This window comes from Bradyrhizobium sp. AZCC 2230 (genome assembly GCF_036924495.1).
GTDB lineage: Bacteria > Pseudomonadota > Alphaproteobacteria > Rhizobiales > Xanthobacteraceae > Bradyrhizobium > Bradyrhizobium rifense.
Window position 1 is genome coordinate 3,562,007 of record NZ_JAZHRS010000001.1, and the last position, 24,006, is coordinate 3,586,012.

Below are 24,006 nucleotides of genomic sequence, written 5' to 3' on the forward strand. Positions count from 1 at the left end.
CCGTACGGCGCGTGCTTGCTTTACAGTTTTTCAGCAGACTGCCAGACGCCGACTTCGACGATACGGATGTCGACGCCACCCTCTTGCAGAATGATTTGCGATCGCTCGAACGCGACGCCCCAGACCGGGTCGGAGAACGCGGGGGCCGGCGTATCGACACACCTGATGCCGGCGTCGACGATGGCGCGGGCGCAATCGATGCACGGGAAAAATGTGGTGGTGATGCGGGCGGCGGCGGTGGCCACACCGCACCGGGCCGCCTCGAAGATCGCGTGGCGTTCCGCGTGCTCCATCCAGACGAAGCGGCCATCGCCCTCGTGACGTTCATCGAGGTCGCGGATGCCGGCCGGAAAGGTGTTGCAAGACGTGATCTGCGTGCCGTCACGCGTCACCAGCACCGCGCCGACCTGACGAACCCGGTTCGGGCTCAAGGCGGCGGCGCGAAGCGCGGCCGGCATGTCGGCGCCGGGCGGCGGGGTCGAGTCAGCATCACGTGACAATGGAATCTCCTGATCGGTGCGTTTCAAAAACTGTAGCGCATTCTAGCGATGCGGGATCGAGCGGATAGTCTCCTCGAGCACATTGAATTCGCGCCGCAGCTGATCCGCCACGACGCTGATGTGATGGGCGGCGCCGCGGACCCGATGCACGAACAGACCGATCTCGCTCGCCGCGAGCCCGGCATCCGCAAGCGGCACATGAACGAGGTCACCGCGCGCGATCTCGTCGACAAATCCAGTCGGCGTGAAAAACCCGATACCCAGCCCCGCTTTCATGGTCGCCTTCATCACCAGCAGCGAATTCGAGGTGATCCGGGCCGCAAACTGCGCGCCGCTATGGATGAACTCGGCTTCCGAGGCGGCGTCGAGCTGCCAGGCGTCGTTCAGCATGACCACCGGAAACGCCGCGCATTCGGTGAGCGTCACATGTTTGGCGCCGGCGAGCGGATGGTCGGCGCGCATGATGGCGCCGAGCGAGGAATGCAGGCGCGCGGCGATATCGTAGTGACGATATCGCTTGTCGATGAAGATCAGCGCGATATCCGGCCGCGCCGCCCGCATCTCCTCGGCATGCTCGGCGGGATCCGCGTCGATGACGCGGAATGAAATGTTGGGGTGGAGGGCGGCGATCGCCTCGATCGCCCGCGGCACGACATGGACGAGGAGCGACGGAATCGCGGTGATCCGCACCTCGCCGCGGATGTCACCGGAAATCGACGCGATTTCGAGCCGGGTGCGGCGCCATTCGGCAAGCGTGTTGCGGGTGTGGCGCAGCAACTGCTCCCCGGCCGGCGTCAGCCTCACGCCATTGCCGCGACGCTCGAAAATCGGCACGCCGATTTCGGCCTCGAGCTTGAGAATCTGCCGATTGACGGCCGAGGACGCGACACTGAGCTGCTCGGCGGCACGCCGGATCGACCCGGCGCGGGCAACCTGATCGAGGTAACGCAAGACCACCGCGTGCATGGCGAAACAGCCTTTAAAAGGGGTGATGCCGAAAAGGCATCACCTATCACGAAACTCTATACTTCCCAACAGGACCTGGCCTCCACTAGCCTCATGAGGCGCCTGGGTGGCGCAGCCGGCGCTGCGTGTCGACCCTCGTTCTTTTTCTTCTTCGAGGGTCATCTTTGGTCGTATTTGGGCCGTTTGGCGGCCCGCAAAGGGAGCAGAGATCATGGCGAAGACGTTTACCGGAACGCGGCGTAGCGTGCTCACGGGCGCGGCGGCCATCGCCGCCGGTGCGGCGCTCCCCTCGGTCTTCAGTTCGCGCAGCCGCGCGGCAGACCTCAACCCCGTCAACATGCAGCTCGGCTGGATCACCGGCGGCAACCAGATCGGCGAGATCGTTGCCAAACGCCTCGGATATTACCAGGACGAGAACATCAAATTCGCCATCCAGCCCGGCGGACCGAACATTGACGGCGTCGCGATCGTCGCATCCGGCCGCTACGAAATCGGCCAGGTCTCGTCGAGTCCGTCGCTGATGCTCGCGGCCTCCCAGGGCATTCCGGTGATCTGCTTCGCGGTAGGCGCACAGCAACACCCCTACGCGTTCTTTTCGCTGCCGCGGCAGCCGATCCGCTCGCCGAAGGACATGATCGGTCGCAAGATCGGCGTCCAGGCCACCGGACAGATCCTGCTGACCGCGCTGCTGCGGCGAAACGGGATCCCCGAGGACAAGGTGGAGAAGGTGATCATCGGCGCCGAAATGACGCCGCTGCTCAGCGGTCAGGTCGACGCCATTACCGGCTGGCGCACCAACACCACCGCGTTGAAGGTTTTGGGTCCCGATGTCATCACCATGTCGATGTGGGACCATGGCGTACAGCTCTATGCGCTGCCCTATTACACCACGGCGGATTACCTGAAGGCCAAGCCCGAGGTGCTCGCCGCTTTCCTGCGGGCGACCGGCCGCGGCTGGGCCTACGCCAGCGCCAATCCGGAAAAGGCCGTCGACCTGCTGGTCCAGGAATATCCCAATCTCGTGCGCGCCGACGAACTGGATGCGGCGAAGATCATGATGAGCGTGGAATTCACCGAGCGCACCAAGACCTTCGCCTGGGGCAGCTTCGACACCAAGGTCTGGCAGGACCAGATCGACCTGCACGACGAACTCAAGCAGTTCCCGGCCGGCAAGCCCAAGCTCGAGCAGGTCGTGACCACGAAAATCCTCGAGATGACCGAAAAAGACCGTCCCAAGATTGGTTGAAGCACATGAGCGCCGTGCCGCAAGCCGCGCTGCAGCGCGCGCCCGTGATCAACGACAGCCCGGCCGTCCGGCTTCGCGACGTAACCGTGCGCTTCACCACCGAACGCGGCGTGGTAACGGCCCTGGAGCGGGTCAGCCTGACGATCCCGCACGGCGGATTCCTGACGCTGCTCGGCCCGTCGGGCTGCGGAAAGTCGACGCTGCTGCGTGTCGTCTCCGATCTCATTCCGTCGAGCGCCGGCGAGGTCGAGGTCCTCGGCACCACCGCGCTCGCGGCCCGGGCCCGGCGCGACATCGGCTTCGTGTTCCAGGACGCTTCACTGCTGGCCTGGCGCACCGCGCTCGAAAATGTCCAGCTGCCGCTCGAAGTCGGCGGTGGCGGCAAACGGCGCGGCGCCCGTGACGCGCACGAACTGCTCGCCATGGTTGGACTGGCGGGATGGGAAAACGCCTACCCGCACGAATTGTCCGGCGGGATGCGGCAGCGCGTCGCGATCGCCCGCGCATTGATCAACGACCCGAAACTGCTGCTGATGGACGAGCCGTTCGGCGCGCTGGACGAAATCACCCGCGACCGCCTCAACGAGGAACTGCTGCGGGTCTGGGAAAACACCGGCGCGACCATTCTGTTCGTCACCCATTCGATCTATGAAGCCGCCTTTCTCGGCCAGCAGGTGATGCTGATGGCCGCGCGGCCGGGCCGCGTGCGCGAGATCGTGCCGGTGCCGCTGCACAGCCCGCGTCATATCGCCATGCGCGATACGCCGGAATTCGTGGCGCTCGCCGCGAACCTGCGAACAGTTCTGGAGTCTTGCTGATGACCGTGCCAGCATTGTCGTCGCCGGACAGCGGTGAAGCCTTCGCTTCCGACGCCGCCGCACAGGCGGATTTCGCAGCGGCCGCGCGACTGGCTGCCTGGCGCCGCCGCCTGCTGCCGTTCGGCGCGGCGATCCTGCTGCTCGTGCTTTGGCAGCTTTCTGTCGTCGTCTTTCAGATCCGGCCTTTCATTGCGCCGGCGCCGACCGCTGTGGCGATCACGCTCTATAATCAACTCGGGATGCTGCTCAGCAACCTGCTGCCGACCATGATCGAGGCGATCGCCGGCTTCGTGGTCGGCAACAGCGCGGCGATCCTGCTCGCCACGATCTTCGTTTATCAACGCACCGCCGAAGAGGCTTTCTTTCCCATCGCGGTGATGTTCCACACCATACCGGTGATGGCCTATGCGCCGATCCTCGTGCTGCTGCTCGGCAACGGCCTCGAGGCCAAGGTCGCCATCGCTGCGCTGATCTGCTTCTTTCCGACGCTCGTCAATATGACGCGCGGCTTGCGCGCCGTCAGTCCGCAGCAGATGGAACTGATGCGCATCCTGTCGGCATCGCCGAGCGAAATCTTCCTCAAGCTGCGCCTGAAGAGCTCGCTGCCGTATTTGTTCTCCGCCCTCAAGATCGCCTCCGCGACCTCGGTCATCGGCGCCATCGTCGGCGAATGGATCGGAGCGACGACCGGAATCGGCGCGTTGATCATCCAGGCCACCTACAATTTCAATTCGCCGCTGCTTTACGCCACCATCGTGATCGGTTCGCTGTTTTCGGCAGCGTTCTTCGGCCTGATTTCCTGGCTCGAACGCTACTTCCTGAAGTGGAACGTGTCGCAGACCGGCTAAGACGTCTTCGTGTGAAGCATGCCCCGGGCTTGATCCGGGGTGGATAACGGCGCGCGTCACGGTGACGCGTCAATAACAACAAACGCTGTTCGACCGAGGAGTTCATCATGAGCAATTCCGATTACATCACCGAGCCTTCGGGCCAGGTTCCCGTCGTGCGCCGTTCCGATCTCGTGGTCGTCGGCGGCGGCCCCGCGGGAATCGCGGCGGCGGTGGCCGGCGCGCGCAACCGGCTCTCGGTCACGCTGGTCGAGCGCTACCCTTATCTCGGCGGCCTTGCTTCGGGCGGAATGGTGCTGGTGCTCGACGACATGTGCAATGGCGAGGAGATCAGCGTCCGTGGCCTGTGCAGCGAAATGATTGAGCGCATGGAACGCATCGGCCTATGCGTGGTGCCGCCGGAATCCGAGCGCCGGTCCGACGCGGACCTCTGGCGCAAATGGTCGCGCTGGGGCGTGTTCGACTTCCATTCGCACATCAAGCCGCAGCCGATTTGTTACGCCGCCGCCTTCGACCCGGACGGATACAAGCGCGTCGCCAACGCGATGATCGCCGAGGCCAAGGTCGATCTGCGGCTGCACAGCTGGTTCTCCCGCGCGATCGTCGAGGACGGCGCCATCACCGGCGTCGTCTGCGAGACCAAGAGTGGACGCCAGGCGATCATGGGCAAGATCGTCATCGACGCCAGCGGCGATCTCGACGTCGCCGCCTCCGCCGGCGCGCCGTTCATCCAGGGCTCCTACATCGTCACCACCGTGTTTCGCCTCGGCGGCGTCGACGTCGATGCCGCAGAACGCTTCGAATACGAAGAGCCCGCGGCGTTCCATGCCATCGACCGCGAAGCCAAGAAGATCATGGGCGGCTCGTGGGACAAGTGGTGGCTCAAAACCCCGCTGCCCGGCATCGTGTGGTGCAACTGCCCGCATATGACTGGTCTCGACGGCACTCGCGTCGAGGACCTCACCCGCGCCGATTTCCAGGGCCGCGAACGCATCGCCGCTCTCGTCGCCTTCGTGCGCGAGAAGCTGCCCGGCTTCGAAAATTCATTCGTGGTCGACGTGGCGCCGCAGATAGGCGTTCGCCAGACCCGTCTGCTCGAGGGCGTCTATGTCATGAGCAAGGAAGACGTGGCGCAGCGACGGCATTTCGCCGACAGCGTCGCGCGCGGCCGCGACTACTACTATCCCTACCGCTCGATGCTGCCGCGCGACGTGGGCCAATTGCTGGTCGCCGGCCGGCACTATTCCGCGACCTCGTCGGCGCAGCGCACCTCGCGCGAGATACCGCCCTGCATGGCGATGGGCGAAGCGGCCGGCGTTGCGGCTGCGCTCGCGGTCGACGCCAATGTCACGGTCGACCACGTCAACATCGCAACACTACAGGCCAAGTTGCGCGCGCAGGGAGCCGATCCCGGCGACCGGCCCGCCGCCAACGCGCTCGTCACCATCGCCGCCGAATAAGCCTAATTAAGGAATCCTTCTCATGTCTTCTACGTCCCCGCAGCCGCTGTCGGGCGTGCGCGTCATCGACTTCACCCAGGTGATGCTGGGCCCGAGCGCGACGCAGGTGCTCGCCGACTACGGCGCCGACGTCATCAAGATCGAACGGCCCGGCGCCGGCGATCTCTCGCGCACGTCGATTCCCGACGATCCGGACGGTCTCGACAACCCGGTGTTCCAGAGTCTCAACCGCAACAAGCGCTCGATCGCGCTCGACCTGCGCAAGCCCGACGGCAAGGCGATCATCTACGATCTGGTGCGCAATGCCGACGTGGTCGTGAACAATTTTCGCGCCGGCGTGATGGAGCGCATGGGCTTCGGCTACGAGGAGCTGTCCAGGATCAACCCGAAAATCATTTGCGCGGTCGGATCCGGCTTCGGCCAGACCGGACCGTTTGCCCACAAGGGCGGCCAGGACATCCTGGCGCAGGCGCTGTCCGGCGTGATGCGGCGCAAATGCAACGACGACGAGCCGTTGACCATTTATGCGACGTCGCTGTGCGATTACTCCTCCGGCATGCATTTGGTGCAGGGGATCCTGCTTGCGCTGCTGCAGCGGGAGAAGACCGGGCGCGGCCAGCAGGTGGCGGTCTCGCTGTTCGAATCGATGCTGGCGATGCAGATGCAGGAAGCCGCGATGTGGCTGCAGCGCGGCCGGCACTTCAGCTGGGGGTCCTATCCACTGACCGGCGCATTCGAGACCACCGACGGCGCGATCGTGTTGGTCGGCGCCTTCAAGGCCAATCCCCTGCAGGACATCAGCAAGGCGCTCGGCCTGCCGGATCTGTCCGCGGACCAGCGCTACGCCACGTTCGAGGGCCAGGTCGAACACAAGGCCGACCTGCAGAGAATGTTCCGCGAACGCTTCGCCTCGAACACGACCGCGCATTGGATTGCCCGCCTCGAGGAGCAGGACCTGTTGTGCGCGCCGGTGCTGACGCTCGCCGAAGCGCTCGGCCATGAACAGACTAAGGTGAACGGAACGGTGGTCGCTCGCGACGACTCCGGCAAGTTGCTGATCGGCACGCCGATCAGCATGGCGCCAGGCGCATTCCAGGTGCGCCGTCCCCCGCCGGCACTGGGCGCCGACGGCGCGGCGGTCCTCGCGGAAGCGGGTTATTCGACCGAGCGCATTGCGGCGCTCAAGGATGCGGGGATCGTCACATGAGCGTGCAGTTCACGGTCCAGGACCATGTCGCCCGCGTCACGCTCGACCGGCCGGAGCGCCTCAACGCGGTCGACCAGGCCACCGAAGCGGAGCTGATCCGTATCTGGGAGGCGATCGAACACGACCGCGAGGTTCGCGTCGTCGTTCTCACCGGCACAGGCCCGCGCGCGTTTTGCACCGGCGCCGACATGAAGGGTGGCTCCGGCTCCAGCGGCCTCGAGTACTGGGCCGCGCCGCGTCCGGGCGGCTTCGGCGGCATTTCGCTGCGCGAGACGCTCGATGTTCCCGTCATCGCGCGCGTCAACGGCCATGCACTCGGCGGCGGCCTGGAGATGGTGCTCGGCTGCGACATCGTCGTCGCCGCGGCCAACGCGACCTTCGGCTTGCCGGAGCCGCGCGTCGGACGGCTCGCGCTCGACGGCGGCATCGCGCAACTACCGCGCCGCATGCCGCACGTGCTCGCCATGGGCATGCTGCTCACCGGGCGGCGCATCGACGCCGCAGACGCACTGCGCTTCGGCCTCGCCAACGAAGTGGTCGAAGCCGACCAGCTCGATGAGGCCGTGACGCGCTGGGTCACCGATATTCTCGCCTGCGCGCCACTTTCGGTGCGCGCGATCAAGCAGATGGTGCGTGCGGGCGCGCGGCTGACGGCCGCGGAAGCGCAAATGCTGCGGCTGCCGGCGCTCGTCGAAGCGCTGAAATCATCGGATCAGGACGAAGGCGTGCGCGCCTTCCAGGAGAAGCGCGCGCCACAATGGCGCGGGAAATAAACACAGGAGCGGCCCATGGCCTATGTGATCGCCTCGGCCTGCATCGACGTCAAGGACGGCGCGTGCCGGGATGTTTGTCCGGTGGAGTGCATCTATGAGGGCGGGCGGATGCTGTACATCCACCCCGAGGAATGCATCGACTGCGGACTGTGCCTCTCGATCTGCCCGGTCGATGCGATCTACGCCAAGGACGAACTGCCCGAGACCGAGCGCGACTTTGCGCGCGTCAACGCCGAGTTCTTCGGCCCGACGGTGACCGGCTGGGGCGCGCCCGGCGGCGCCGATGAGCGGCATGCGAGCCAGTTGGATCATCCACTGGTGATGGAGCGCCCGAATTCAACGGTGACGCACGGCAAGTAAACGCCGCCTTGTAGCGATAACCTGCAAACCTGAACGCCCGGTTAGAACCTTTTTCAAGCGAGGTGGATACCGGTTCGCGTGGTTTGAGCGAAAGCACCATTCTAGTTGGTAGCGGGGGAGCGCTACCGCCCTTCCCCACACCAACCAAGCCTACGATATCTCATCCAATCATGCGCTTAGCGCTGTTCGTCTACCTCGCCCAACTTGCGAGCGAATGTGGGGGAGAGAGTGTCAGTCAATCCGCATTGAAAGATAACGTATTTTCGACCTTGTTGAACCAAAACCCACCGGTTGAGCTACGGCCGGAAAATAGGCTTCGCCTCCGACAAAAGCCTGCTCCGCCAACGGCCGTTATCGACAACAATGCCGTCGAGCGACGGGCCGTCAAAGCATTAGTTCCTGCTTCAATCTGCTGTTCGTCCAGATTCCCTTGGCGGCTCATCGCCGCCCGATATTCACTTGGCCGCCCCGATCGCAGCCAATGCCGAGGCGCTCCGTGAAAGCTCGATCAATCGATCTACGGACTGCATTGCAAAGCTGAGAAACGATTGATCCATCACCCCCTCCGACACCTTTTCCGAGACGTTCCCGATAACGACCTGCGCTCCGCCAACGAGGCGGGCGGGGATCGAAAGTAGCGTCTCGTTGACCTGCGCGTGGGCTCGAACACCACCGGTGAAGGCTGGGGACACCGATATCACCAGGACTGGCTTGTCGATTAGGACGGACTTCCCATATGGGCGGGACGCCCAGTCCAGCGCATTTTTCAGGACGCCCGGCATACCGTGATTGTATTCCGGTGTGACGATGATCAAGCCGGCACTGTACGCCACGGCATTCCGAAACTGCCGTACTTCGACCGGAGCATGATTTCCATCCTCATCCTCATTGTAGAGTGGCAGCTCCGGACTCAAGATCTCGAGGCTCGTCCTGCCTGGAAGACTATCGCGCAAACTGGCGAGGGTTGCGCGCGAAAAAGACCCCTTGCGGAGACTACCGGGTAGCCCAACAAGGCGGGTCTGGACCGCAGACGTCATATGATCTCCATCGCGCTGCACTGATCGGCCACATCAGCAATCGTCCTTGCCGGAATCTTCGATTGTGACCACCGCCTCAAGAGATAAGGCGCAGGTTGGCGGCCTCCTTTTCAATTTGCCCGAATTCGCCCCGGAGCCCAAAGACGCCGATCCGCCTTATCCCTTTCATGGGCAGGTGAAAACCGCTAGGACGGCTCTCGTCAGCGCATCACAACGGAACTGGCGCCGGCCGAAGCGGGCGCAGAGAGCTCTGCACGACGACCCCATCGCTGGGCCAGCGCCGCGCAGACCATCAGTTGAATCTGATGGAAGACCATCAGCGGGAGGATCACGGCACCCGCCCCGTGGGAAGCAAAGATCACCTTGGCCATGGTAACTCCCTGGGACAGGCTCTTCTTCGAGCCACAGAAGATAATGGCCAACCGATCGGCACGATTGAAGCCCAGCCATTTGCCGAGAAATCCGGTCGTGATCAGGGCGGCGCAAAGAAGGATGCCGTCGGCAACGACCAGCCCCGCGAGCGCAGCTGGCGGAACCTGATGCCACAAGCCCTCGCTGACGGCCGCGCTGAAGGCGGAATAGACAATGAGCAGGATTGATCCCTGGTCGACCGCGCCGACAATGCCGTCATGACGTCCAATCCATCCGCCGATGAACGGCTGGAGCAGTTGTCCGCCGACAAACGGCACGAACAACTGCAGCGTGATCTGCCCGATAGCGTCCCAGCCTGAGGCAGCTCCGCCGTGATTTGAGAGCACGAGACCTGCCACGAGCGGCGTCACGAAGATGCCGATGATGCTTGAGGCCGAGGCACTGCAAATCGCCGCAGGAACGTTACCCCTGGCGATGGCGGTGAACGCGATCGAGGATTGCACCGTGGACGGCAGGGTGCAGAGGAACAGGATGCCGGCGTAGAGCGTCGGCGTCGCAAGCGGAGACAGAATCGGCCTGAAGGCCAGGCCGAACAGCGGAAACAGCACGAATGTCGTCAGCAGCACCACGGCATGCAGCCGGCAGTGGCTTGCGGCCGCGATCACGGCTTCGCGCGACAGCTTTGCCCCATGCAGGAAGAACAGCAAGGCAATGGCGAGGTCGGTGAGGTGATCCACCACCAGCGCCGCCGTACCGCGGCATGGCAGCTCGCTTGCCGCGACGACGGTCGCGATCAATGCCAGGGTGAAGTTCTCAGGCAGGAACCTGGGGCGGGACATGCTGGTGATCTGTTCACTGAGACGGGCTTTGAATCGGCGCGGTCGCCAAATCAGCGCGCCTTTCGGGGCAGCGGAAACATGCCCCAGTGAGAACAACTGATCCATTCGTCGTGGTTGGTCGCGAGCGCGGATGCCGATGTGGTGGCGTTCATGGTCGTCTCCTTACATTGTACGAATGATCTAGAAGTAGGGAGCGTTCAACCCTTCATCACTGAAACTTCATTTAGGCGCGCTTACTGATCGGCCGGCAGTCGCGAGAGCAGAACGACCTTGGCGCGCGACGATGCGATTTCCGACTCCAGATCCGGCCCAGCCTGAACCAGACCATCATGACGCAGCGAGACCTCCGAAAACGGCGATGCGGCCGCCCGTTCGAGCAGCGCGCGCAATTTCGGGTGAAGACCTTCGCCGCGCGATGCCGCGAAGGCGCTGAATTGATGAAAAGAGCACATTGCCAGAACTCCTGGGCTGCGGTCACTCGACAAATCAATCACGGACCGCACAACGTGGTTTGGAACCGCGCGCAACGTTGTCGATAGAGTGGAAGTATGAGTCCGCGCTCAGATTTCGATTAAATACGAATTCATTCGCTGGCACGGCGGCCGAACTGGCGTGGGGACTCAGCTCGCGGCGATGACACCACACGCCATGCGAGGCGTCGCGTCTCGGCCAGACCATCGCTCAACACCGATCCGCGCTCGTCGACGGGGCGCATGCCTCCGCAAGGAGCTTCGAGACGTGGCCGCGGCTCGCTACCTGCCAACAGAAGGATTGGTGTTGCGCCAAGTGGGCACTGCGTTTGTCACGCCTACCGAAGGCCAGTTGTACGACCCCACCGAGGGTGCGGTGACAGTTCCGAGAGACGTTCCGGATGTCCCATAGGTCCCGGATGGCGATGTCGACAGTCCGGACGTCCCATAGGCAGCAGATTGCATTGTCGACACATCGTGCCTCAAATACGTGTAGCTCTTCCCTTCCGCAGCAAAGGGCGCAATCGCGAGCCCTACAGTTACGAAGGCGGCAGTCACAAATTTGGTTGTCATCATGATCGGTCCTCTCTTGTGAAAGATAGGGAGCAACGCCCGTTCTACAGGGCTCGACATCCTAAATTCTTGTTCAATAAGGGTGAGCGCATGGGGAGGCGGTCCGCCACACGTGAGGCCGCCAATTCAGATGGCGCGCGCCTGCCTGCGAACCTCATTCGCAATCGCCTTCAGCGAGTTCGTCGGCGCCGGGCCCACAAGACTATAGCCAATGCCGTCGTCCGCCCAGGCAAACCCGGTGGCGCCGCCGTTTGCCTGTGCTGTCATTGGTGCGTTCTGGTCGGCGCTGCTCATCGGCCGCGTCAGCACGACAACCCGGCCGCCGTGGTCGTCGTCATACATGAACATTGCGGCCGGTCCGTGCTGGGTCGCGACCAGGCGCCCACCCATCAGACGGTAGCCTGACCCCGCCAGATCCGGCACCTTGACAGGCCGGTTGAGCCGACTCGATATCCATTGGACGAGCTGCGTGGTGTCGGATGCTCGCATCTCGACGGGGCGGATCCGATCCGGTGCGTAGACATTGTAGGAATAGGCTGCCTCCTGCGCGAGTGCGGCGAGGCCGCCAGTTGGCACCTCCAACGAGCCGCGCATGACCCAGCCGCCAAACCCGCCCACGCTCAGCAGCAGCATCGCCGCGATCGCCCACCAGGCCCGCGGAGAACGACGCCTCTGGCCTTCGAACATGCGCGAGAGGTTCAGCTCGGGTGGCAACGGCTCGCCGGCGATTGGCGCTAGCGCCGCGCGCAGCAACTCGCGCTGATCAGCAAAGCCAGCGACACGTTTGGCGACGTCCGGATGATCGGCAAGGTAGGAGCCGACTTCCGCTCGACGCTCCGGCTCGAGCACATCATCCACATAGGCATGGAGGTCGTCTTCCGTGATCGGCCGGTTGTTCATGGCAGCCTCCGCATTGTCACCACATTCCCTGGCGCACCGGCGACGCCGTCGAGCTCCTGCTGCAACCTCTCGCGGGCCCGCGACAGGCGCGACATCACGGTGCCAATCGGGACGTTCAATACCTTCGCAGCCTCCGCATACGAGAGATCCTCGACTGCAACCAGCAGCAGTACGGCCCGCTGCTCCCCCGGCAGTTTCGCAAGCTTGTCCAGTACGTCTTGATACATGAGCCGATGCTCCTGCGCGGCAGCCCCGCGAAACTCGCCCTCACCCGCTTCCTCGATCGGCACATGCCTGCCGCGCGACGACGCCTGACGGAATTGATCCGTCGCGAGGTTGTGCAGGATCGTGAAGAGCCAGGCGCGCACGCTCCCGTCCCGCCTCTGATGCCAGCGGCTGACAGCGCGCTCCAGGCAGTCCTGCACAAGATCGTCCGCGTTCGCGCGGTTGCGCACGAGGGCGCGCGCATAGCGGCGGAGGGCGGGGATCAGCGGCTCGACCTGAACCAACATATCCTTCATCTCGCCCTCCGCCTGCGTTCCTTCTCGCTTCAGCGAACGTCAACGGGTCTCAATCTGGATCGCCTCGCCGGGCATGGCCGGTTCGCCGGACGCAATCACGAGGTATCGCCTGTCGGCCTTTGCCCCCTGATCGACGATCTGCCGGATCGGGCCAGCGGCGTTGACGATAGCCGATCCTGCCGGGTTCGTCATGAACGCTGCGAGCGGCTGCAACGGGCCGCTGCCATCCTCATGCTCGGACAGCGCCAGCACATATTTCTGCTTGGGCTGGAGACCCGTCACCGAAGCCTGGAGGATCTGGATCAGGCCCTGGTCGAACAGCGACACGCTGGTCGGCGCCTTGCCATCGCCGGTCGGCTGCTCGGGCGCCAGGGCGAGATGGGCAACCTGGCCGGCGACACCGAGCGGCTGCAGGTTCTCCCGGTCGTCGGGATTGGGCGCGGCGTTGGGGACATAGGCGATCGCCTGAGGTGCCTGACCGATCGGAATGTTGGCAATCACCTTGTTGGTCGCGGTATCGATCGCCGCCAGCTCATCGGCGTTCTCAAGGCCGACATAGACACGCGATCCGTCGCCCGACGGCCAGACGCCGTGCGGCAAATTGCCGACCGGTATGGTCGCGACCTGCGAGAAGTCGTCGGTGCGGAACACCTTGACTTCGTTCAAACCGCCGATCGTGACATAGGCGAACGATCCCTTGGCGGTTTGTGCGAAGTTGACATGGTTCGTGATCGGACCGGTGTCGATCGTCTTGATGAGGCTGAACGGAGGACGTGCGTCGAACACCTGCGTCTTGCCGACGTCCTTGAGCGTGAACCAGACCTGCTTGCCGTCGGGCGTCGCGGCGATGTTCGGGCAGAACGGGCTATCCTGCTTCACTTTGGCGACGATCTTGTGATCGGCAACCGTGACGACATCGGTTTCGGGATTGAAGGACGAGCAGATGTAGCCATACTTGCCGTCGGGCGAGAAGATCTGCATGCCCGGGCCGCTCGGAGTCGTGATGCGCGTCTTCTCTTCATAGCTCTTGGCATCGATCACGGAGATGTAGTTCTCGCCGCGCACCGTGACCCACACCTCCTTGCCATCCGGCGTATAGAATGCTTCATGTGGCGAACGGCCGACATACGTCACATGCTTGACGGCGTTGGTCGCAGTGTCGATGAACGTCACCGAATTCGACCCGATAGAGACTACCGCGAGCGTATGGTGATCGGGTGAATAGCCCATGCCGTGGACGAGCACCTGCCCCTTGTAGAGCGGGCTGAAATTGAGCGGCTGCGGGTCGCCCAGCCGGATCACGCCGAGCAGCTTGTTGTCGACGGGATCCGTCACCGAGACCGTGTTCGAGAACTGCTCGGCCGCATAAATGCGGTCATGATGGCTGATCGGGATATCGGGCGAGGACAGCGCGCCGGGCGCTTGCCCGGCCCACGCAGCGGACCCGGTTGCGAGCATCGTTGCCGCCAGGAAGAAGGTTTTCCACGTTTTCATGTTTCGCTCCTAGTGTTTCATTCCGGAGGACATGTCCATCTGCATGCCCGGATGATGGTGATCGTGCGCGGCAGGGAGAGCTTGCGGCTGCGTCGGCGCGGGCGTCGTGTCGGTCGCCGGCTCGCCGATGGCGAGCTTCATCGCGGCGATCTCCTGCATCTGATCGACGATGATTTCCTGCGCGATCCGTCGAAGCTGCTCGTTCTTGCCGTAGCGCAACTCGATTACGGCCATGTCGATGGCGCCCTGATGATGCGGGTTCATCATGGCAACGAAGTCGCGATCGATATCGCCGCTGGGCTTCGCCGCCATGTCGTTCATCATCTTGGTCATCGCCGCGTCGTTCTCTTTCAGGAACGCGGATTCCTCGGCGGTCAGCCCCGCCGGAGGATCGGCCGGATGGGCTTCATGCGCGAACGCGAGCGGCGGGATCGCGCAAGCAATCAGGACTCGCCCACCCAACAGGATCGCGGCGAGCCCTGGTCTTCGGAAACGACACCTGCTTGCGAGTGTCGCAATGAATCTGCGCGACTTCTGGTGCATCCTGAACTCCCATGTTGATCGCATGGGAGTTTGACGGAGCGGCACGCGTTCTATTCCAAACGGCCGCAAAGGTTCTTCGGCCGCAGGCAGACGGCCTTCCAAAAAGCCAGCGGCAGCAATGACTAAGGTACGATCTTCGGCCCGATCACAGACGCGTTAGCGTCCTGACCAGGGAATGCGCACCAGCGATGACTAATCGATTTTATCGATCATAATCTAAATATCAATCTGTTGGATAAATTTATCGCCGCAGACCAGTTTTGGCGTAACCCGGAGTAACGCCAATGACCTCTGCCATCGACTTCCGCACTTCTCCACTCAGATCCGTCATCCGCGAGGCGATCGTATCGCGGGTGAAGCCAGCCCGCGTCGTCATCCCCGGGGTGGCGCTGGCAGGAGCTATCGCTCTCGTCGCCAAATTGCTTCACAGCGTTCCAGGGATTGCCACCTTCAGCCCCATGATCCTCGCCATCGCAATCGGGATATCCATGCGCAATCTGGTCGGCACGCCGTCCTTCGCCGCCCCGGGAATTGCTTTCAGCATGCGCCGTCTGCTTCGGGCCGCGATCGTTCTCCTCGGCTTTCAGATCACGCTGACCCAGCTTGCAGCCGTGGGTGCAAGGGGACTCTTGATCGTCGTCGGCACGCTCGTTGCCACCTTCGCTTTTACCCTCGCAACCGGCCGCGCCTTGGGCGTCGACCGAAAGCTCACCGAACTGATCGCCGCGGGCACCTCGATCTGCGGCGCTTCGGCCGTTGTCGCGACCAACAGCGTAACTGGTGCGTCCGACGAGGACGTCGCTTACGCGATTGCCTGCGTCACGATCTTCGGATCGATCGCGATGTTCGTCTATCCTGTGCTGCCGCATCTTCTGCATCTGGACAGCCGGGCCTATGGCCTCTGGAGCGGAGCATCCATCCATGAGATTGCGCAGGTGGCCGCTGCTTCTTTCCAGAACAGCCAGCGCGCCGGCGAAATGGCCACGGTGACCAAGCTTGCCCGAGTGATGTTGCTTGCGCCCGTGGTACTGGCCCTGAGTGTCGGGCCCCGGCTTGCGAGCCGAGGTGCGCCCGGCAAGCCGGCCAAGGCGCCCCTGCCCTGGTTCGCAATCGGCTTCGTTGCGGTGACTGCCATCAACAGTGCCGTGACCATTCCGGCGGGGGCGAGGGACGCCACGATCACCCTGTCCACCTTTCTGCTCACGATCGCACTCGCTGCCATGGGCCTCGAGACCGATATCTCGAAACTCTACGCGCAGGGCCTGCGTCCGGCTATATTGGGCGCACTTGCCTTCCTGTTCATTGCAACTTTCAGCCTCGCTCTCATCAAATTCATGGGGTGACCATGACGCTCGAACAGCTCCGGATATTCGCCGCGGTCGCCGACAAGCAGCACGTGACGCAAGCGGCCCGCGAACTGAATCTGACACAATCGGCCACGAGCGCGGCGATCGCCGCGCTCGAAGGCCGTTATGGCGTCAAGCTGTTCGATCGGGTCGGTCGCGGCATCGTGCTCACGCATATGGGCCGGTCGTTTCTCGGAGAAGCCCGTGGCGTGCTGGCGCGCGCCCACGCGGCGGAACAAGTTCTGCGGGACTTCGCTGGGCTCAAGGCCGGAAGGCTTGTGATCGCCGCCAGCCAGACGGTCGGCAGCTATTGGCTGCCCGCAAGGCTATTGGCTTTCCAGGCGATCTATCCCGGCATCGAACTCGACGTTAAAATCGCCAACACCGAACATGTCGCAACCGACGTTCGCGAAGGCATGGCGGATCTCGGCTTCATCGAAGGAGATATCGACGACGCCGCACTATCGGCCCGCCGCGTCGACGGCGATGCGCTGGTCGCCGTCGTGGGCTCACAGCATCCTTTGGCGAACCAGAGAAAGCTGCCCCAGGACTGGATCGCCGCGACGCCTTGGATCCTTCGCGAGCCGGGTTCCGGAACGCGTGCGATGTTCGAACGGGCCCTCAAGAAGCGCGGAGTACGCCTTTCCGATCTCAAGGTACAGCTCGAGCTCGCGTCGAACGAGGCAATTCGAACGGCGATCGAGACCGGCCGCTGCGCCGCGGCCATCTCGGATCTCGTGGTCGAAAACGCGATCGCGGCAAAGCGGCTGTTCCAGCTCGAAGGCGAAATGGCGAAGCGTTCGTTCTACGCTTTGCGCCACAAGGAGCGACATGTGAGCAAGGCCGAAGCCGCGTTGATGTCCAGCATCGCAGCCGGCCCTGCCGCGTAGAACGACCTGCGCCCGCAGGCGGCACCTCTACCATTGCAACGATTGAACTGATGCCTCGCCAGCAATGCCGCGGGCGTCGGCAGCGCGTGGCAGCGTTCCGCATTCGATCGTGGCCGGCGATCAGAACGATCCAATCATCTCGTTGGATTGCTGCCGCACGGCGGCCTACGTCTTTAGGAAGCGGCAGGCACATCGAACACTTCGCCTGCCAGAACATAGAGATGGAGATTCACAATGATTGCTTCGCACCGCGTTTCCCTCGCGATTGCCGTGCTGGCCACCGCCGCCTCGATGCTCGGCGCGCCGCTCGCGCATGCCGGCAGCCTGATGCATTCTTCGGGCAACAGGGGTACCATCTACTCGCAAGAGCGGTCCCGCCTTAGCGACCGGCATCTGCCGTCCACCCATCAGGCGCCACCGCAGCAGCAGGTCGTAGATCCCTTCGCGGACATGATCCTAGGATGAGCGAACCTGCACAAAAGCGCATGCGTCATCTCGACAGGAGCTCTCGATGCAGCAACATCGCAACAATGCCCGCTTTCAAGCCCTCACCCGTCGGGCCGTGCTCGGCACTATCGGAGTCGCGGGCATGGCGCTCGCGACCTCATCGGCCTGGGCCGATCAATCGGTCGAATTGCCGATTGCCAGCGGTCCGCGGCAGCGGCCGGTGACGCATGACTTCCCGCAGAAGGGGCCCATGATCCTGCAGCGTACCCGGCCGCCGCTGCTGGAAACCCCGATGGAAGTGTTCGATCGCGGCGTGTTCACGCCGAACGACCAGTTCTATGTGCGCTGGCACTGGGCCGTGATCCCGACGTCGGTGGATGCGGACGCCTTCAGGCTCGCCGTGCGCGGCCACGTCAACCAGGTGCTGTCTTTGTCCGTCGGCGATCTGCTCAAGATGCCTCGGGTGGAGCTCGCCGCCGTCAATCAGTGCTCGGGCAATTCACGGGGCTTCTTTTCACCTCGCGTCTCAGGCGCGCAGTGGGCGCATGGCGCGATGGGCAATGCGCAATGGGCGGGGGTGCGACTCAAGGATGTGCTGGACCGTGCCGGCATCAAGTCCGGCGCGATCCAGGTCCGCTGCAGCGGACTGGACGAGCCCGTGGTGCCCGAAGCACCCGATTTCCGCAAGTCACTCGACATCGATCATGCTCGCGATGGCGAGGTCATGATCGCCTTCGCGATGAACGGCGAACAGATGCCGCTGCTGAACGGCTTTCCGCTGCGCCTGATCGTGCCGGGTTGGTACTCGACCTATTGGGTCAAGATGCTCAGCGACATCGAGGTCCTCGATCGCGCGGACGACAATTACTGGATGGCGACAGCGTACACCATCCCGGATACGCCGCACGCCAACATCACGCCTGGCCAGACCGGCGTGAAGATGATTCCCATCAGCCGGATGGTGCCGCGGTCCTTCTTCACCAATGTTACGGAAGGTGCGTCGCTTCCGGCTGGTGCCAGCGCGGCGATCCGCGGGATTGCCTTCGGAGGCGACACGGGCGTCGCCAAGGTCGAGCTTTCGATGGATGACGGTCAGACCTGGCAACCCGCAACACTGGGCGAGGATCACGGCAAGTACAGCTTTCGCCGCTGGCAGGTGAACATTCCCCAATTGGCGAAGGGCCATCATTCACTCATGGTCCGCTGCACGAGCCTGAGCGGCGACGTCCAGCCCGCAACGCCGAACTGGAATAACAGCGGCTTCATGCTCAATGCCGTCGAGACGGCCCATGTCACCGCCATTTAGGAGCAATTTCATGCGACACGCCATCATTGCTCTGGGCGCCTCATTCGCTGCCCTTCTCACGCCCGCCACCGCCCAGGTTAAGCCCGCTCCGGCGATCACATCGACGACAGTGGAGCTTCCGCCGGGTGATGCGCTATTTCCGGGCGGATCCAGCGCGGACGCCATCAACAACAACTGTCTGGCCTGTCACTCCGCGGATATGATACTGAACCAACCTGCTCTCTCCAGGTCCGCGTGGGACTCCGAGGTCCACAAGATGATCAACGCTTACAAGGCGCCCATCGACGAGGGCGATGTGCCCGCGATCGTCGACTATCTGGCCAGCACGAAGGGAACGAACTAACGTCAGGCCTGTGACCAGGACGAACTGGCGTTGTCCAGCCAGCTCAGTGTCTTCATTGCTCCACCCGGGGACGGCGAACGGCCGATGTCTCTGCACGTGCAGACGTGCAGACCGGTGCAATGGATCGCGCGTTGCCGCAGACGCAGTCGCACACGAAGCCAGCACGAGACCAAACACCAACAAACAGCGCATTGAATCGCTCCAAATCATCTTCAGCGTCGCGCGCGGCACGGCCCGCGAACGGCCAGGGCTCTACGGGTCCATCCCGAGCGATTGTCCACCGAACTTGGACGGATCGTCATAGCTGGGCGTATCGTTATAGGAGATCGGCGGCCGAGGGCCTGCATAGGCTCCCCTTGGCATGACGAAGTCACCCAGCGACACGACCGGCCCATGATGAGCCACGGCGCGATGCCGTGCGTGCGTACCATGGATAGGAGCCGCGCTTGCGCAGGCGGTCAGCGACATCAGAAAACCAACAGTCAAGAGAGAACGCATCGAAGTCTTCTCCAATTGCTCACTTTCTGGGGGTAGGACGTGCCGTTCGTCATCCCAATCCGGGCAGTCGCACGGCGTATCATGCTGCCGGCACCGCTCCGCGGGGCGGGCGCGACCAAACGATTCACCACTTCCAGAGATGCACCATGAGCGGCACGACAATTCCAACCAGGACACCGTTGAGTCCGATGCCAAGCGCGGCGAATGCGGCTCCGAGCTCGTTACGCGCAGCCACCTGTGCAGCCGCGATGCCGCTGCCCGCTACTCCGGCAGCGAGGCCATGGGCCCGCCAGTCGTCGACATTCAACCTGGTCAGCATCGTCCGACCAACAACGGCCGCCATGATGCCGCCAACGATCGCGAGCGCGGCCGTCAGGGCCGGAATGCCGCCGATCTGGCTGGACACCGCGGCAGCAATGGGAGTGGTCGCGGCCTTCGGCGCCATCGACAGCGCAACAGTGCGTGAACCACCGAATAGCCACACCAGGCCGATGCCGCTGATCGTCGACGTTACGGAGCCCGCCAACAGCGCAAGCCCGATGCCCGCAAGATTCTCCTTCACGAGGCGAGTGCTTCGCGCCAGAGGAATGGCCAGGGCGACGGTTGCCGGCCCAAGCAGGAAATTGATGAACTGGGTCGCCGCAAAATAGTCCCTGTAGTCGGTCCGGGTCCCGACGAGGATCGCAGCCACGATGGTGATGGCTATGAGCACGGGACTCGCGAACGTCGTCCCCCCGCAAGCCCGCTGCAGCGCGTTGCCGGCCGTGTAGGCGGCCAACGTTACGACGAGCCAGAGCAACGGCGTCGTGCCAAGCGAATTCCAGAGATGATCAATTACAATCATTGGCGGCGGTCCGACCTGGATCAACCCCGCTCCAGACCGTGCACGGTGTCTGGCGGTCGCCGCGAGGCGCGGCGGCGAATGCTCCAGTGCATCACGAGGCCAGTCACGGCGAGGCTCAGCAACGTCGATCCGATCAGGCCGGCGGCAATCGGCAACCATTCCGACCGCAACACGCCGATCTCCGCGATCAGGCCGACACCCGCCGGCACGAACAGCAGCCCCATGTGACGGATCAGGGCTTCGGCGGTGAGTTCCAGGCTGCCGGCGATCGACGACCTCGGGGATGGCCCTGCTTTTCTGATGGCCAGTCCGGCCGCCAGAATTGCCATGCCGATCACCGGTCCCGGTACGGGAAGCCCAAGCATTTGGCGCAGCGCGTTGCCGCCAAGCTCACACGCCAGAAGAACAAGAAAAGCGGGTATCATCATTTGGCCTGGCGACATGCACGGTTCAACATCCGCGGCAGATCGATCCTTCCAGCATCTTTTCAACCCGCGCATCTTCCTGGTCGATGGCAGGGTTCGTACCGAGCATCGGGCCTTTCATGGCATGACCGACGGCACCGGACGACGGCAGCGCGGTGCCAAGCGAATTCGTTCCCGGCGTAGCAGCGCTCGTGCCGAGCGCGCCACCCATCGACGTGTGCGATCCCATCGATCCCATGCCGCCGCGAGCGAATGCCGTGGTGGCGGAGAGGACGAGACAAAGTGCGAAGCAAAGCAGGGACAACAGCCTCATGATTCATACTCCGGGCGTCGAGGTGACCTGAACTCGAAGTAGGCGACAGACACGTCCGGCGCCGAGCACGATGACGAGAGCGATCGTGACAAAGAATACAGATTCGGCATCGGCGCGTTCACCGGCCCCAACCGCATTTCGTCTTCCCGCGACGATGCACGGTCGCGGACGGAAATGCCTACATCAGACACATCAACAATATTCAGTTCGGGAAACGCCACTAGGTGAGCAGCAGTGATCGCGAGCCGTGAATTCTCCGCACGAGTGAGACAATGGAGAATAATGATGACTGCGTTCAAGGCACTGATGGCTGCGGCGCTGATCTCGACGGCGTCAATCCCATCCGCATTTGCGGCGTGGTCGTTCGCGGACCAGGAGCCTGCGACGTACGCATCGATGTATCCGAACCGGGACGTCCTGAACGGCGGCGCCCTGACGCCTGCAGGCAGGATGGGCCTCGAGCGCGCCGGCGGCGCCGCTCCCGTGTTCGCCGGCCGCAACGTCCGTATCGGGCCGAGATATTGCTGAGCGCAGGCCTCGCGAAGCGTCATACGGGGTGCTGCCGCAACCTGCGGCGCACCCTGTTTGCTGTTCGAAGGTCCCGCAGCAATCCTGGCTCACTCGTGTCGCGGTCGCGGGACGTGATTGCGGATGGACCTGGACGGTACATACCGGCCGGCGTGGCGGACGAACGTCTGCACACAGCTGGAGCCCGCGCAATGTTCAGATGCATTCGGGCACTGCAAGAGCGAGTAGTCGAGCCGAACGACGTTTGAGTTGTCGTCGTATGTCGCGAAGTAGTGTCCGGCCTCGGCGCCGGCGCCGCATCTGGACAACACGACACTCCTGATTCCGGGCGGAAGGTCAGCGATCCTCGCGGCACTCATCGGCGGATCAGGGGGGACGACCGGCACCGCATAGCCCGGCGCCGCCCACCCCGAGACCGCCATGCAAACAAGTACGAATGGAATTCGTCGCATGTAGCACCTTCGCAAACGGCAGCTCTTTTCGGAAGCGCCTCCCGACGATCGGATCGTCGTGGATAAAGACTAGGCGCTAGAGGCGCTCCGGCAAGGACCATGACGGCGAGTTGAGAATCTGCGATCGAGAGCTGGTATGAATTTGTTCGATCCGAACTTGGCGCGCATCTCGCGTCACGGGCGCGGTCGGCACCCGGCTGCTTGGAGCCGTCAATCTCTGCTCTCGAACGTGAATTGGATCTACGGGCCCCAGTACCTACATTTGATCTCGACAGTCAAACGTCCGGGATCTTGAAATGCGTATGCTCATCTGCGCGACGGCCGTTCTGCTGCTGGGCGGCAACGGATGCCTGGCGCAAGTCTCGACCATGGGAACGACCGCCATGGCTATTCCGACGACACCGGGCGCGATTGTGTCGTCCCCGCTGGCAGGACCGAGCCCGTTCACGAGCCTTTTCTCGGCCGCGACCGTTCCCGGTGCGCCGGCGACCACGCTGGCTTCTCCCCCGTTGGCGCTGGACCCGACACTTCCAGGAACGAGCGTGAATTGCGCGCCGACCGCGGTGGAGCTTTCGCCATCGGTGGAGAGCGTCACCGCCACGAGCAGCAGCGTTTCTGCGAGCCCCACCGTGGCGATGGGCACGATGGGCGCAATGGGGACCATCACCGGCATGTCCGGGCTGGCTACGCCGATGACCGTTACAACCCTGCCGCCGACCTTGCCGGCGGCGATGCCAGTGACCATCGTCGGCACAGTCACTGGCAGCACGACAGGCACGGTGGCGCCGGCGAGCGCACTCGGCAGTTCCACTCCCGGGAGCTCCTGCACGTCGGCACCCGGAAGCACCCTCACCAATGCTTCGGCCTTGCCGGCGTCAACGCCTGATATCCCGCCAGCCCCTGCCCCCGGCACCATTCAACCGCCGGCGATCGACGCCGACACCGCCGACACCAGCATCAGCCCCGCGCCGAGCGTCATGCCCACCCCGAACACGAGCGCGTGTCCCGAAAGCATTTCGATGGACCTCGCCAATCCGGCCCCGGCCAGCCCCATCACCGGCGGCCCTGCTGCGGCGGCGAGCGCATCCCCGCCTGCGGGCTGCTAAGCGGAATTCCTGCAATCCTCGACAACTCGGTCGACTGAACCCAGTGGTCAGGCTCGCCGGCGCGATCCGGGACGCCGCACCGGGCCGAGTCGCGCTGAGCGAGCCAAACATTTGTACGGTTTGGTGGACAGTACCTCGTCCTCGCGCGCCGCAGATACATGGGAGACGGCGACTGCGAAGCCCGTTTGTGCCGCCGGGCCTCCTTCGTCTGCCCCTCAGCAAATCTGCTCATCGTCACCGTGATCGCAAATTCCGTCCGGCTGCTGCTCCGACGGCGCTGCGGTGTAGGCGCCGAAAGATCGTGCAAACGGAAAGACGCTCGCGTGATGAGCGCGCTCAGGGATGTGTCGTTGGTTCGTGTAAGTCTCGCGTGCACTGGCGGCCGTCGTGAACATCGCGGTCGCGATCAGTCCCGCCGACAAGATCTTCAACATCGTCATCAATCTTCTCCATTCAAATGCAACGAACGTGTTGCCCTATGAAGGAGGTGCGGATCGATGCAGCGGAGGCGAATGCAAGACTTGCTCACAGGCGCCCAATTAGCTGTGAGCCGCTTACGATTCGTTAATCCGGAAAACCAG

The 24,006-nt window shown here is 63.5% G+C and carries 28 protein-coding genes; 14 read left to right on the top strand and 14 right to left on the bottom strand.

The genetic code is table 11. From position 1 onward, the window contains the following. Positions 1-20 precede the first annotated feature (20 nt). Complete coding sequence (locus tag V1280_RS17155) at positions 21-527, bottom strand: dCMP deaminase (protein ID WP_334526187.1); 507 nt, start codon at positions 525-527, stop codon at positions 21-23. 15 nt (positions 528-542) lie between these two features. Further along, a complete protein-coding gene (locus V1280_RS17160; protein WP_334526190.1) occupies positions 543-1,466 on the bottom strand; it encodes a LysR family transcriptional regulator in 924 nt (307 codons plus the stop codon). A 211-nt stretch (positions 1,467-1,677) separates the two neighbouring features. On the opposite strand from V1280_RS17160, the gene V1280_RS17165 reads away from it, so the two are divergent. The 7 genes from V1280_RS17165 (at position 1,678) to fdxA (ending at position 8,178) form a co-directional block, all read left to right on the top strand. Then, a complete protein-coding gene (locus V1280_RS17165) occupies positions 1,678-2,712 on the top strand; it encodes an ABC transporter substrate-binding protein (RefSeq protein ID WP_334526193.1) in 1,035 nt (344 codons plus the stop codon). Between the two features lie 5 nt (positions 2,713-2,717). Then, positions 2,718-3,530 carry an ABC transporter ATP-binding protein gene (locus V1280_RS17170; RefSeq protein ID WP_334526196.1) on the top strand — a complete coding sequence of 271 codons (813 nt, stop codon included), beginning with the start codon at positions 2,718-2,720 and terminating at the stop codon, positions 3,528-3,530. Next, complete coding sequence (locus tag V1280_RS17175) at positions 3,530-4,378, top strand: ABC transporter permease (protein ID WP_442895136.1); 849 nt, start codon at positions 3,530-3,532, stop codon at positions 4,376-4,378. Before V1280_RS17170 ends, V1280_RS17175 begins: the two co-directional genes overlap by 1 nt. Positions 4,379-4,485: 107 nt before the next feature. Beyond that, entirely contained in the window at positions 4,486-5,838 is a 1,353-nt protein-coding gene (locus V1280_RS17180; protein ID WP_334526199.1) for an FAD-dependent oxidoreductase, read from the top strand. A gap of 22 nt (positions 5,839-5,860) precedes the next feature. Further along, entirely contained in the window at positions 5,861-7,045 is a 1,185-nt protein-coding gene (locus tag V1280_RS17185) for a CaiB/BaiF CoA transferase family protein (RefSeq protein ID WP_334526202.1), read from the top strand. After that, positions 7,042-7,818: an enoyl-CoA hydratase-related protein gene (locus tag V1280_RS17190; protein ID WP_334526205.1), complete on the top strand. Its 777-nt coding sequence runs from the start codon at positions 7,042-7,044 to the stop codon at positions 7,816-7,818. The genes V1280_RS17185 and V1280_RS17190 overlap by 4 nt, the downstream gene beginning before the upstream one ends. 15 nt (positions 7,819-7,833) lie before the next feature. Further along, positions 7,834-8,178, top strand: coding sequence for a ferredoxin (fdxA, locus tag V1280_RS17195; protein ID WP_334526208.1), 345 nt, complete (start codon positions 7,834-7,836; stop codon positions 8,176-8,178). A gap of 455 nt (positions 8,179-8,633) precedes the next feature. On the opposite strand, the gene V1280_RS17200 is transcribed toward fdxA, so the two are convergent. The 8 genes from V1280_RS17200 to V1280_RS17230 form a co-directional block, all read right to left on the bottom strand. Next, on the bottom strand, positions 8,634-9,215 hold the full coding sequence (locus V1280_RS17200) for an NADPH-dependent FMN reductase (RefSeq protein ID WP_334526211.1): 582 nt from the start codon (positions 9,213-9,215) through the stop codon (positions 8,634-8,636). 200 nt (positions 9,216-9,415) lie between these two features. Beyond that, positions 9,416-10,426 (bottom strand): bile acid:sodium symporter family protein, encoded by a 1,011-nt coding sequence (locus V1280_RS17205; protein WP_334526214.1) that lies wholly within the window; start codon positions 10,424-10,426, stop codon positions 9,416-9,418. A gap of 233 nt (positions 10,427-10,659) precedes the next feature. After that, positions 10,660-10,878 carry a hypothetical protein gene (locus tag V1280_RS17210; RefSeq protein ID WP_334526217.1) on the bottom strand — a complete coding sequence of 73 codons (219 nt, stop codon included), beginning with the start codon at positions 10,876-10,878 and terminating at the stop codon, positions 10,660-10,662. A 300-nt stretch (positions 10,879-11,178) separates the two neighbouring features. After that, entirely contained in the window at positions 11,179-11,472 is a 294-nt protein-coding gene (locus V1280_RS46810) for a hypothetical protein (protein ID WP_442895137.1), read from the bottom strand. A 123-nt stretch (positions 11,473-11,595) separates the two neighbouring features. Beyond that, positions 11,596-12,369 carry an anti-sigma factor family protein gene (locus V1280_RS17215; protein WP_334526219.1) on the bottom strand — a complete coding sequence of 258 codons (774 nt, stop codon included), beginning with the start codon at positions 12,367-12,369 and terminating at the stop codon, positions 11,596-11,598. Further along, positions 12,366-12,890 (bottom strand): sigma-70 family RNA polymerase sigma factor, encoded by a 525-nt coding sequence (locus V1280_RS17220; RefSeq protein ID WP_334526222.1) that lies wholly within the window; start codon positions 12,888-12,890, stop codon positions 12,366-12,368. The genes V1280_RS17215 and V1280_RS17220 overlap by 4 nt, the downstream gene beginning before the upstream one ends. A 39-nt stretch (positions 12,891-12,929) precedes the next feature. Beyond that, positions 12,930-14,384, bottom strand: a complete 1,455-nt coding sequence (locus tag V1280_RS17225) for a YncE family protein (RefSeq protein WP_334526225.1) — start codon at positions 14,382-14,384, stop codon at positions 12,930-12,932. Between the two features lie 9 nt (positions 14,385-14,393). Continuing rightward, complete coding sequence (locus V1280_RS17230) at positions 14,394-14,927, bottom strand: DUF305 domain-containing protein (protein WP_334526228.1); 534 nt, start codon at positions 14,925-14,927, stop codon at positions 14,394-14,396. Positions 14,928-15,301: 374 nt separating this feature from the next. Here V1280_RS17230 and V1280_RS17235 point away from each other — a divergent pair, with 374 nt between their 5' ends. The 5 genes from V1280_RS17235 to V1280_RS17255 all read left to right on the top strand — a co-directional run bounded on the left by V1280_RS17235 (position 15,302) and on the right by V1280_RS17255 (position 19,259). Next, positions 15,302-16,270 (top strand): YeiH family protein, encoded by a 969-nt coding sequence (locus V1280_RS17235; RefSeq protein WP_334538342.1) that lies wholly within the window; start codon positions 15,302-15,304, stop codon positions 16,268-16,270. Positions 16,271-16,272: 2 nt separating this feature from the next. Next, the gene (locus V1280_RS17240; protein WP_334526231.1) at positions 16,273-17,163 is read left to right on the top strand and encodes a LysR family transcriptional regulator; all 891 of its coding nucleotides are present in this window, start codon (positions 16,273-16,275) and stop codon (positions 17,161-17,163) included. Between the two features lie 234 nt (positions 17,164-17,397). Next, positions 17,398-17,628 (top strand): hypothetical protein, encoded by a 231-nt coding sequence (locus V1280_RS17245; RefSeq protein ID WP_334526234.1) that lies wholly within the window; start codon positions 17,398-17,400, stop codon positions 17,626-17,628. A gap of 46 nt (positions 17,629-17,674) precedes the next feature. Further along, positions 17,675-18,916, top strand: coding sequence for a molybdopterin-dependent oxidoreductase (locus V1280_RS17250; RefSeq protein WP_334526237.1), 1,242 nt, complete (start codon positions 17,675-17,677; stop codon positions 18,914-18,916). A gap of 10 nt (positions 18,917-18,926) precedes the next feature. Next, positions 18,927-19,259 carry a cytochrome c gene (locus tag V1280_RS17255; RefSeq protein WP_334526240.1) on the top strand — a complete coding sequence of 111 codons (333 nt, stop codon included), beginning with the start codon at positions 18,927-18,929 and terminating at the stop codon, positions 19,257-19,259. 622 nt (positions 19,260-19,881) lie between these two features. Here V1280_RS17255 and V1280_RS17260 read toward each other — a convergent pair. The 3 genes from V1280_RS17260 to V1280_RS17270 are packed head-to-tail and all read right to left on the bottom strand — an operon-like array spanning position 19,882 to position 21,339. Beyond that, a complete protein-coding gene (locus V1280_RS17260; RefSeq protein ID WP_334526242.1) occupies positions 19,882-20,601 on the bottom strand; it encodes an LrgB family protein in 720 nt (239 codons plus the stop codon). A gap of 20 nt (positions 20,602-20,621) precedes the next feature. Continuing rightward, positions 20,622-21,029: a CidA/LrgA family protein gene (locus V1280_RS17265; RefSeq protein ID WP_334526244.1), complete on the bottom strand. Its 408-nt coding sequence runs from the start codon at positions 21,027-21,029 to the stop codon at positions 20,622-20,624. Between the two features lie 22 nt (positions 21,030-21,051). After that, positions 21,052-21,339, bottom strand: coding sequence for a hypothetical protein (locus V1280_RS17270; protein ID WP_334526247.1), 288 nt, complete (start codon positions 21,337-21,339; stop codon positions 21,052-21,054). A gap of 285 nt (positions 21,340-21,624) precedes the next feature. Between V1280_RS17270 and V1280_RS17275 the strand changes: the two genes are divergently transcribed. Both V1280_RS17275 and V1280_RS17280 read left to right on the top strand, forming a co-directional pair. Continuing rightward, complete coding sequence (locus V1280_RS17275) at positions 21,625-21,867, top strand: hypothetical protein (protein WP_334526250.1); 243 nt, start codon at positions 21,625-21,627, stop codon at positions 21,865-21,867. A 748-nt stretch (positions 21,868-22,615) separates the two neighbouring features. Then, positions 22,616-23,425, top strand: a complete 810-nt coding sequence (locus V1280_RS17280; RefSeq protein ID WP_334526253.1) for a hypothetical protein — start codon at positions 22,616-22,618, stop codon at positions 23,423-23,425. Positions 23,426-23,640: 215 nt separating this feature from the next. On the opposite strand, the gene V1280_RS17285 is transcribed toward V1280_RS17280, so the two are convergent. Then, the gene (locus V1280_RS17285; protein WP_334526255.1) at positions 23,641-23,865 is read right to left on the bottom strand and encodes a hypothetical protein; all 225 of its coding nucleotides are present in this window, start codon (positions 23,863-23,865) and stop codon (positions 23,641-23,643) included. Positions 23,866-24,006 lie beyond the last annotated feature (141 nt).

Excerpts from the sequence above, each read along its gene's own strand:
- V1280_RS17265 (WP_334526244.1), bottom strand. The coding sequence starts at position 21,029 with ATGATGATACCCGCTTTTCTTGTTCTTCTGGCGTGTGAGCTTGGCGGC.
- V1280_RS17280 (WP_334526253.1), top strand. The coding sequence starts at position 22,616 with ATGCGTATGCTCATCTGCGCGACGGCCGTTCTGCTGCTGGGCGGCAAC.
- V1280_RS17245 (WP_334526234.1), top strand. The coding sequence starts at position 17,398 with ATGATTGCTTCGCACCGCGTTTCCCTCGCGATTGCCGTGCTGGCCACC.
- V1280_RS17250 (WP_334526237.1), top strand. The coding sequence starts at position 17,675 with ATGCAGCAACATCGCAACAATGCCCGCTTTCAAGCCCTCACCCGTCGG.
- V1280_RS17210 (WP_334526217.1), bottom strand. The coding sequence starts at position 10,878 with ATGTGCTCTTTTCATCAATTCAGCGCCTTCGCGGCATCGCGCGGCGAA.
- V1280_RS46810 (WP_442895137.1), bottom strand. The coding sequence starts at position 11,472 with ATGATGACAACCAAATTTGTGACTGCCGCCTTCGTAACTGTAGGGCTC.
- V1280_RS17220 (WP_334526222.1), bottom strand. The coding sequence starts at position 12,890 with ATGAAGGATATGTTGGTTCAGGTCGAGCCGCTGATCCCCGCCCTCCGC.
- V1280_RS17205 (WP_334526214.1), bottom strand. The coding sequence starts at position 10,426 with ATGTCCCGCCCCAGGTTCCTGCCTGAGAACTTCACCCTGGCATTGATC.
- V1280_RS17180 (WP_334526199.1), top strand. The coding sequence starts at position 4,486 with ATGAGCAATTCCGATTACATCACCGAGCCTTCGGGCCAGGTTCCCGTC.
- V1280_RS17190 (WP_334526205.1), top strand. The coding sequence starts at position 7,042 with ATGAGCGTGCAGTTCACGGTCCAGGACCATGTCGCCCGCGTCACGCTC.
- V1280_RS17175 (WP_442895136.1), top strand. The coding sequence starts at position 3,530 with ATGACCGTGCCAGCATTGTCGTCGCCGGACAGCGGTGAAGCCTTCGCT.
- V1280_RS17170 (WP_334526196.1), top strand. The coding sequence starts at position 2,718 with ATGAGCGCCGTGCCGCAAGCCGCGCTGCAGCGCGCGCCCGTGATCAAC.
- V1280_RS17270 (WP_334526247.1), bottom strand. The coding sequence starts at position 21,339 with ATGAGGCTGTTGTCCCTGCTTTGCTTCGCACTTTGTCTCGTCCTCTCC.
- V1280_RS17255 (WP_334526240.1), top strand. The coding sequence starts at position 18,927 with ATGCGACACGCCATCATTGCTCTGGGCGCCTCATTCGCTGCCCTTCTC.
- V1280_RS17240 (WP_334526231.1), top strand. The coding sequence starts at position 16,273 with ATGACGCTCGAACAGCTCCGGATATTCGCCGCGGTCGCCGACAAGCAG.
- V1280_RS17225 (WP_334526225.1), bottom strand. The coding sequence starts at position 14,384 with ATGAAAACGTGGAAAACCTTCTTCCTGGCGGCAACGATGCTCGCAACC.
- V1280_RS17285 (WP_334526255.1), bottom strand. The coding sequence starts at position 23,865 with ATGACGATGTTGAAGATCTTGTCGGCGGGACTGATCGCGACCGCGATG.
- V1280_RS17185 (WP_334526202.1), top strand. The coding sequence starts at position 5,861 with ATGTCTTCTACGTCCCCGCAGCCGCTGTCGGGCGTGCGCGTCATCGAC.
- V1280_RS17260 (WP_334526242.1), bottom strand. The coding sequence starts at position 20,601 with ATGATTGTAATTGATCATCTCTGGAATTCGCTTGGCACGACGCCGTTG.
- V1280_RS17215 (WP_334526219.1), bottom strand. The coding sequence starts at position 12,369 with ATGAACAACCGGCCGATCACGGAAGACGACCTCCATGCCTATGTGGAT.
- V1280_RS17200 (WP_334526211.1), bottom strand. The coding sequence starts at position 9,215 with ATGACGTCTGCGGTCCAGACCCGCCTTGTTGGGCTACCCGGTAGTCTC.
- fdxA (WP_334526208.1), top strand. The coding sequence starts at position 7,834 with ATGGCCTATGTGATCGCCTCGGCCTGCATCGACGTCAAGGACGGCGCG.
- V1280_RS17230 (WP_334526228.1), bottom strand. The coding sequence starts at position 14,927 with ATGCACCAGAAGTCGCGCAGATTCATTGCGACACTCGCAAGCAGGTGT.
- V1280_RS17165 (WP_334526193.1), top strand. The coding sequence starts at position 1,678 with ATGGCGAAGACGTTTACCGGAACGCGGCGTAGCGTGCTCACGGGCGCG.
- V1280_RS17275 (WP_334526250.1), top strand. The coding sequence starts at position 21,625 with ATGACTGCGTTCAAGGCACTGATGGCTGCGGCGCTGATCTCGACGGCG.
- V1280_RS17160 (WP_334526190.1), bottom strand. The coding sequence starts at position 1,466 with ATGCACGCGGTGGTCTTGCGTTACCTCGATCAGGTTGCCCGCGCCGGG.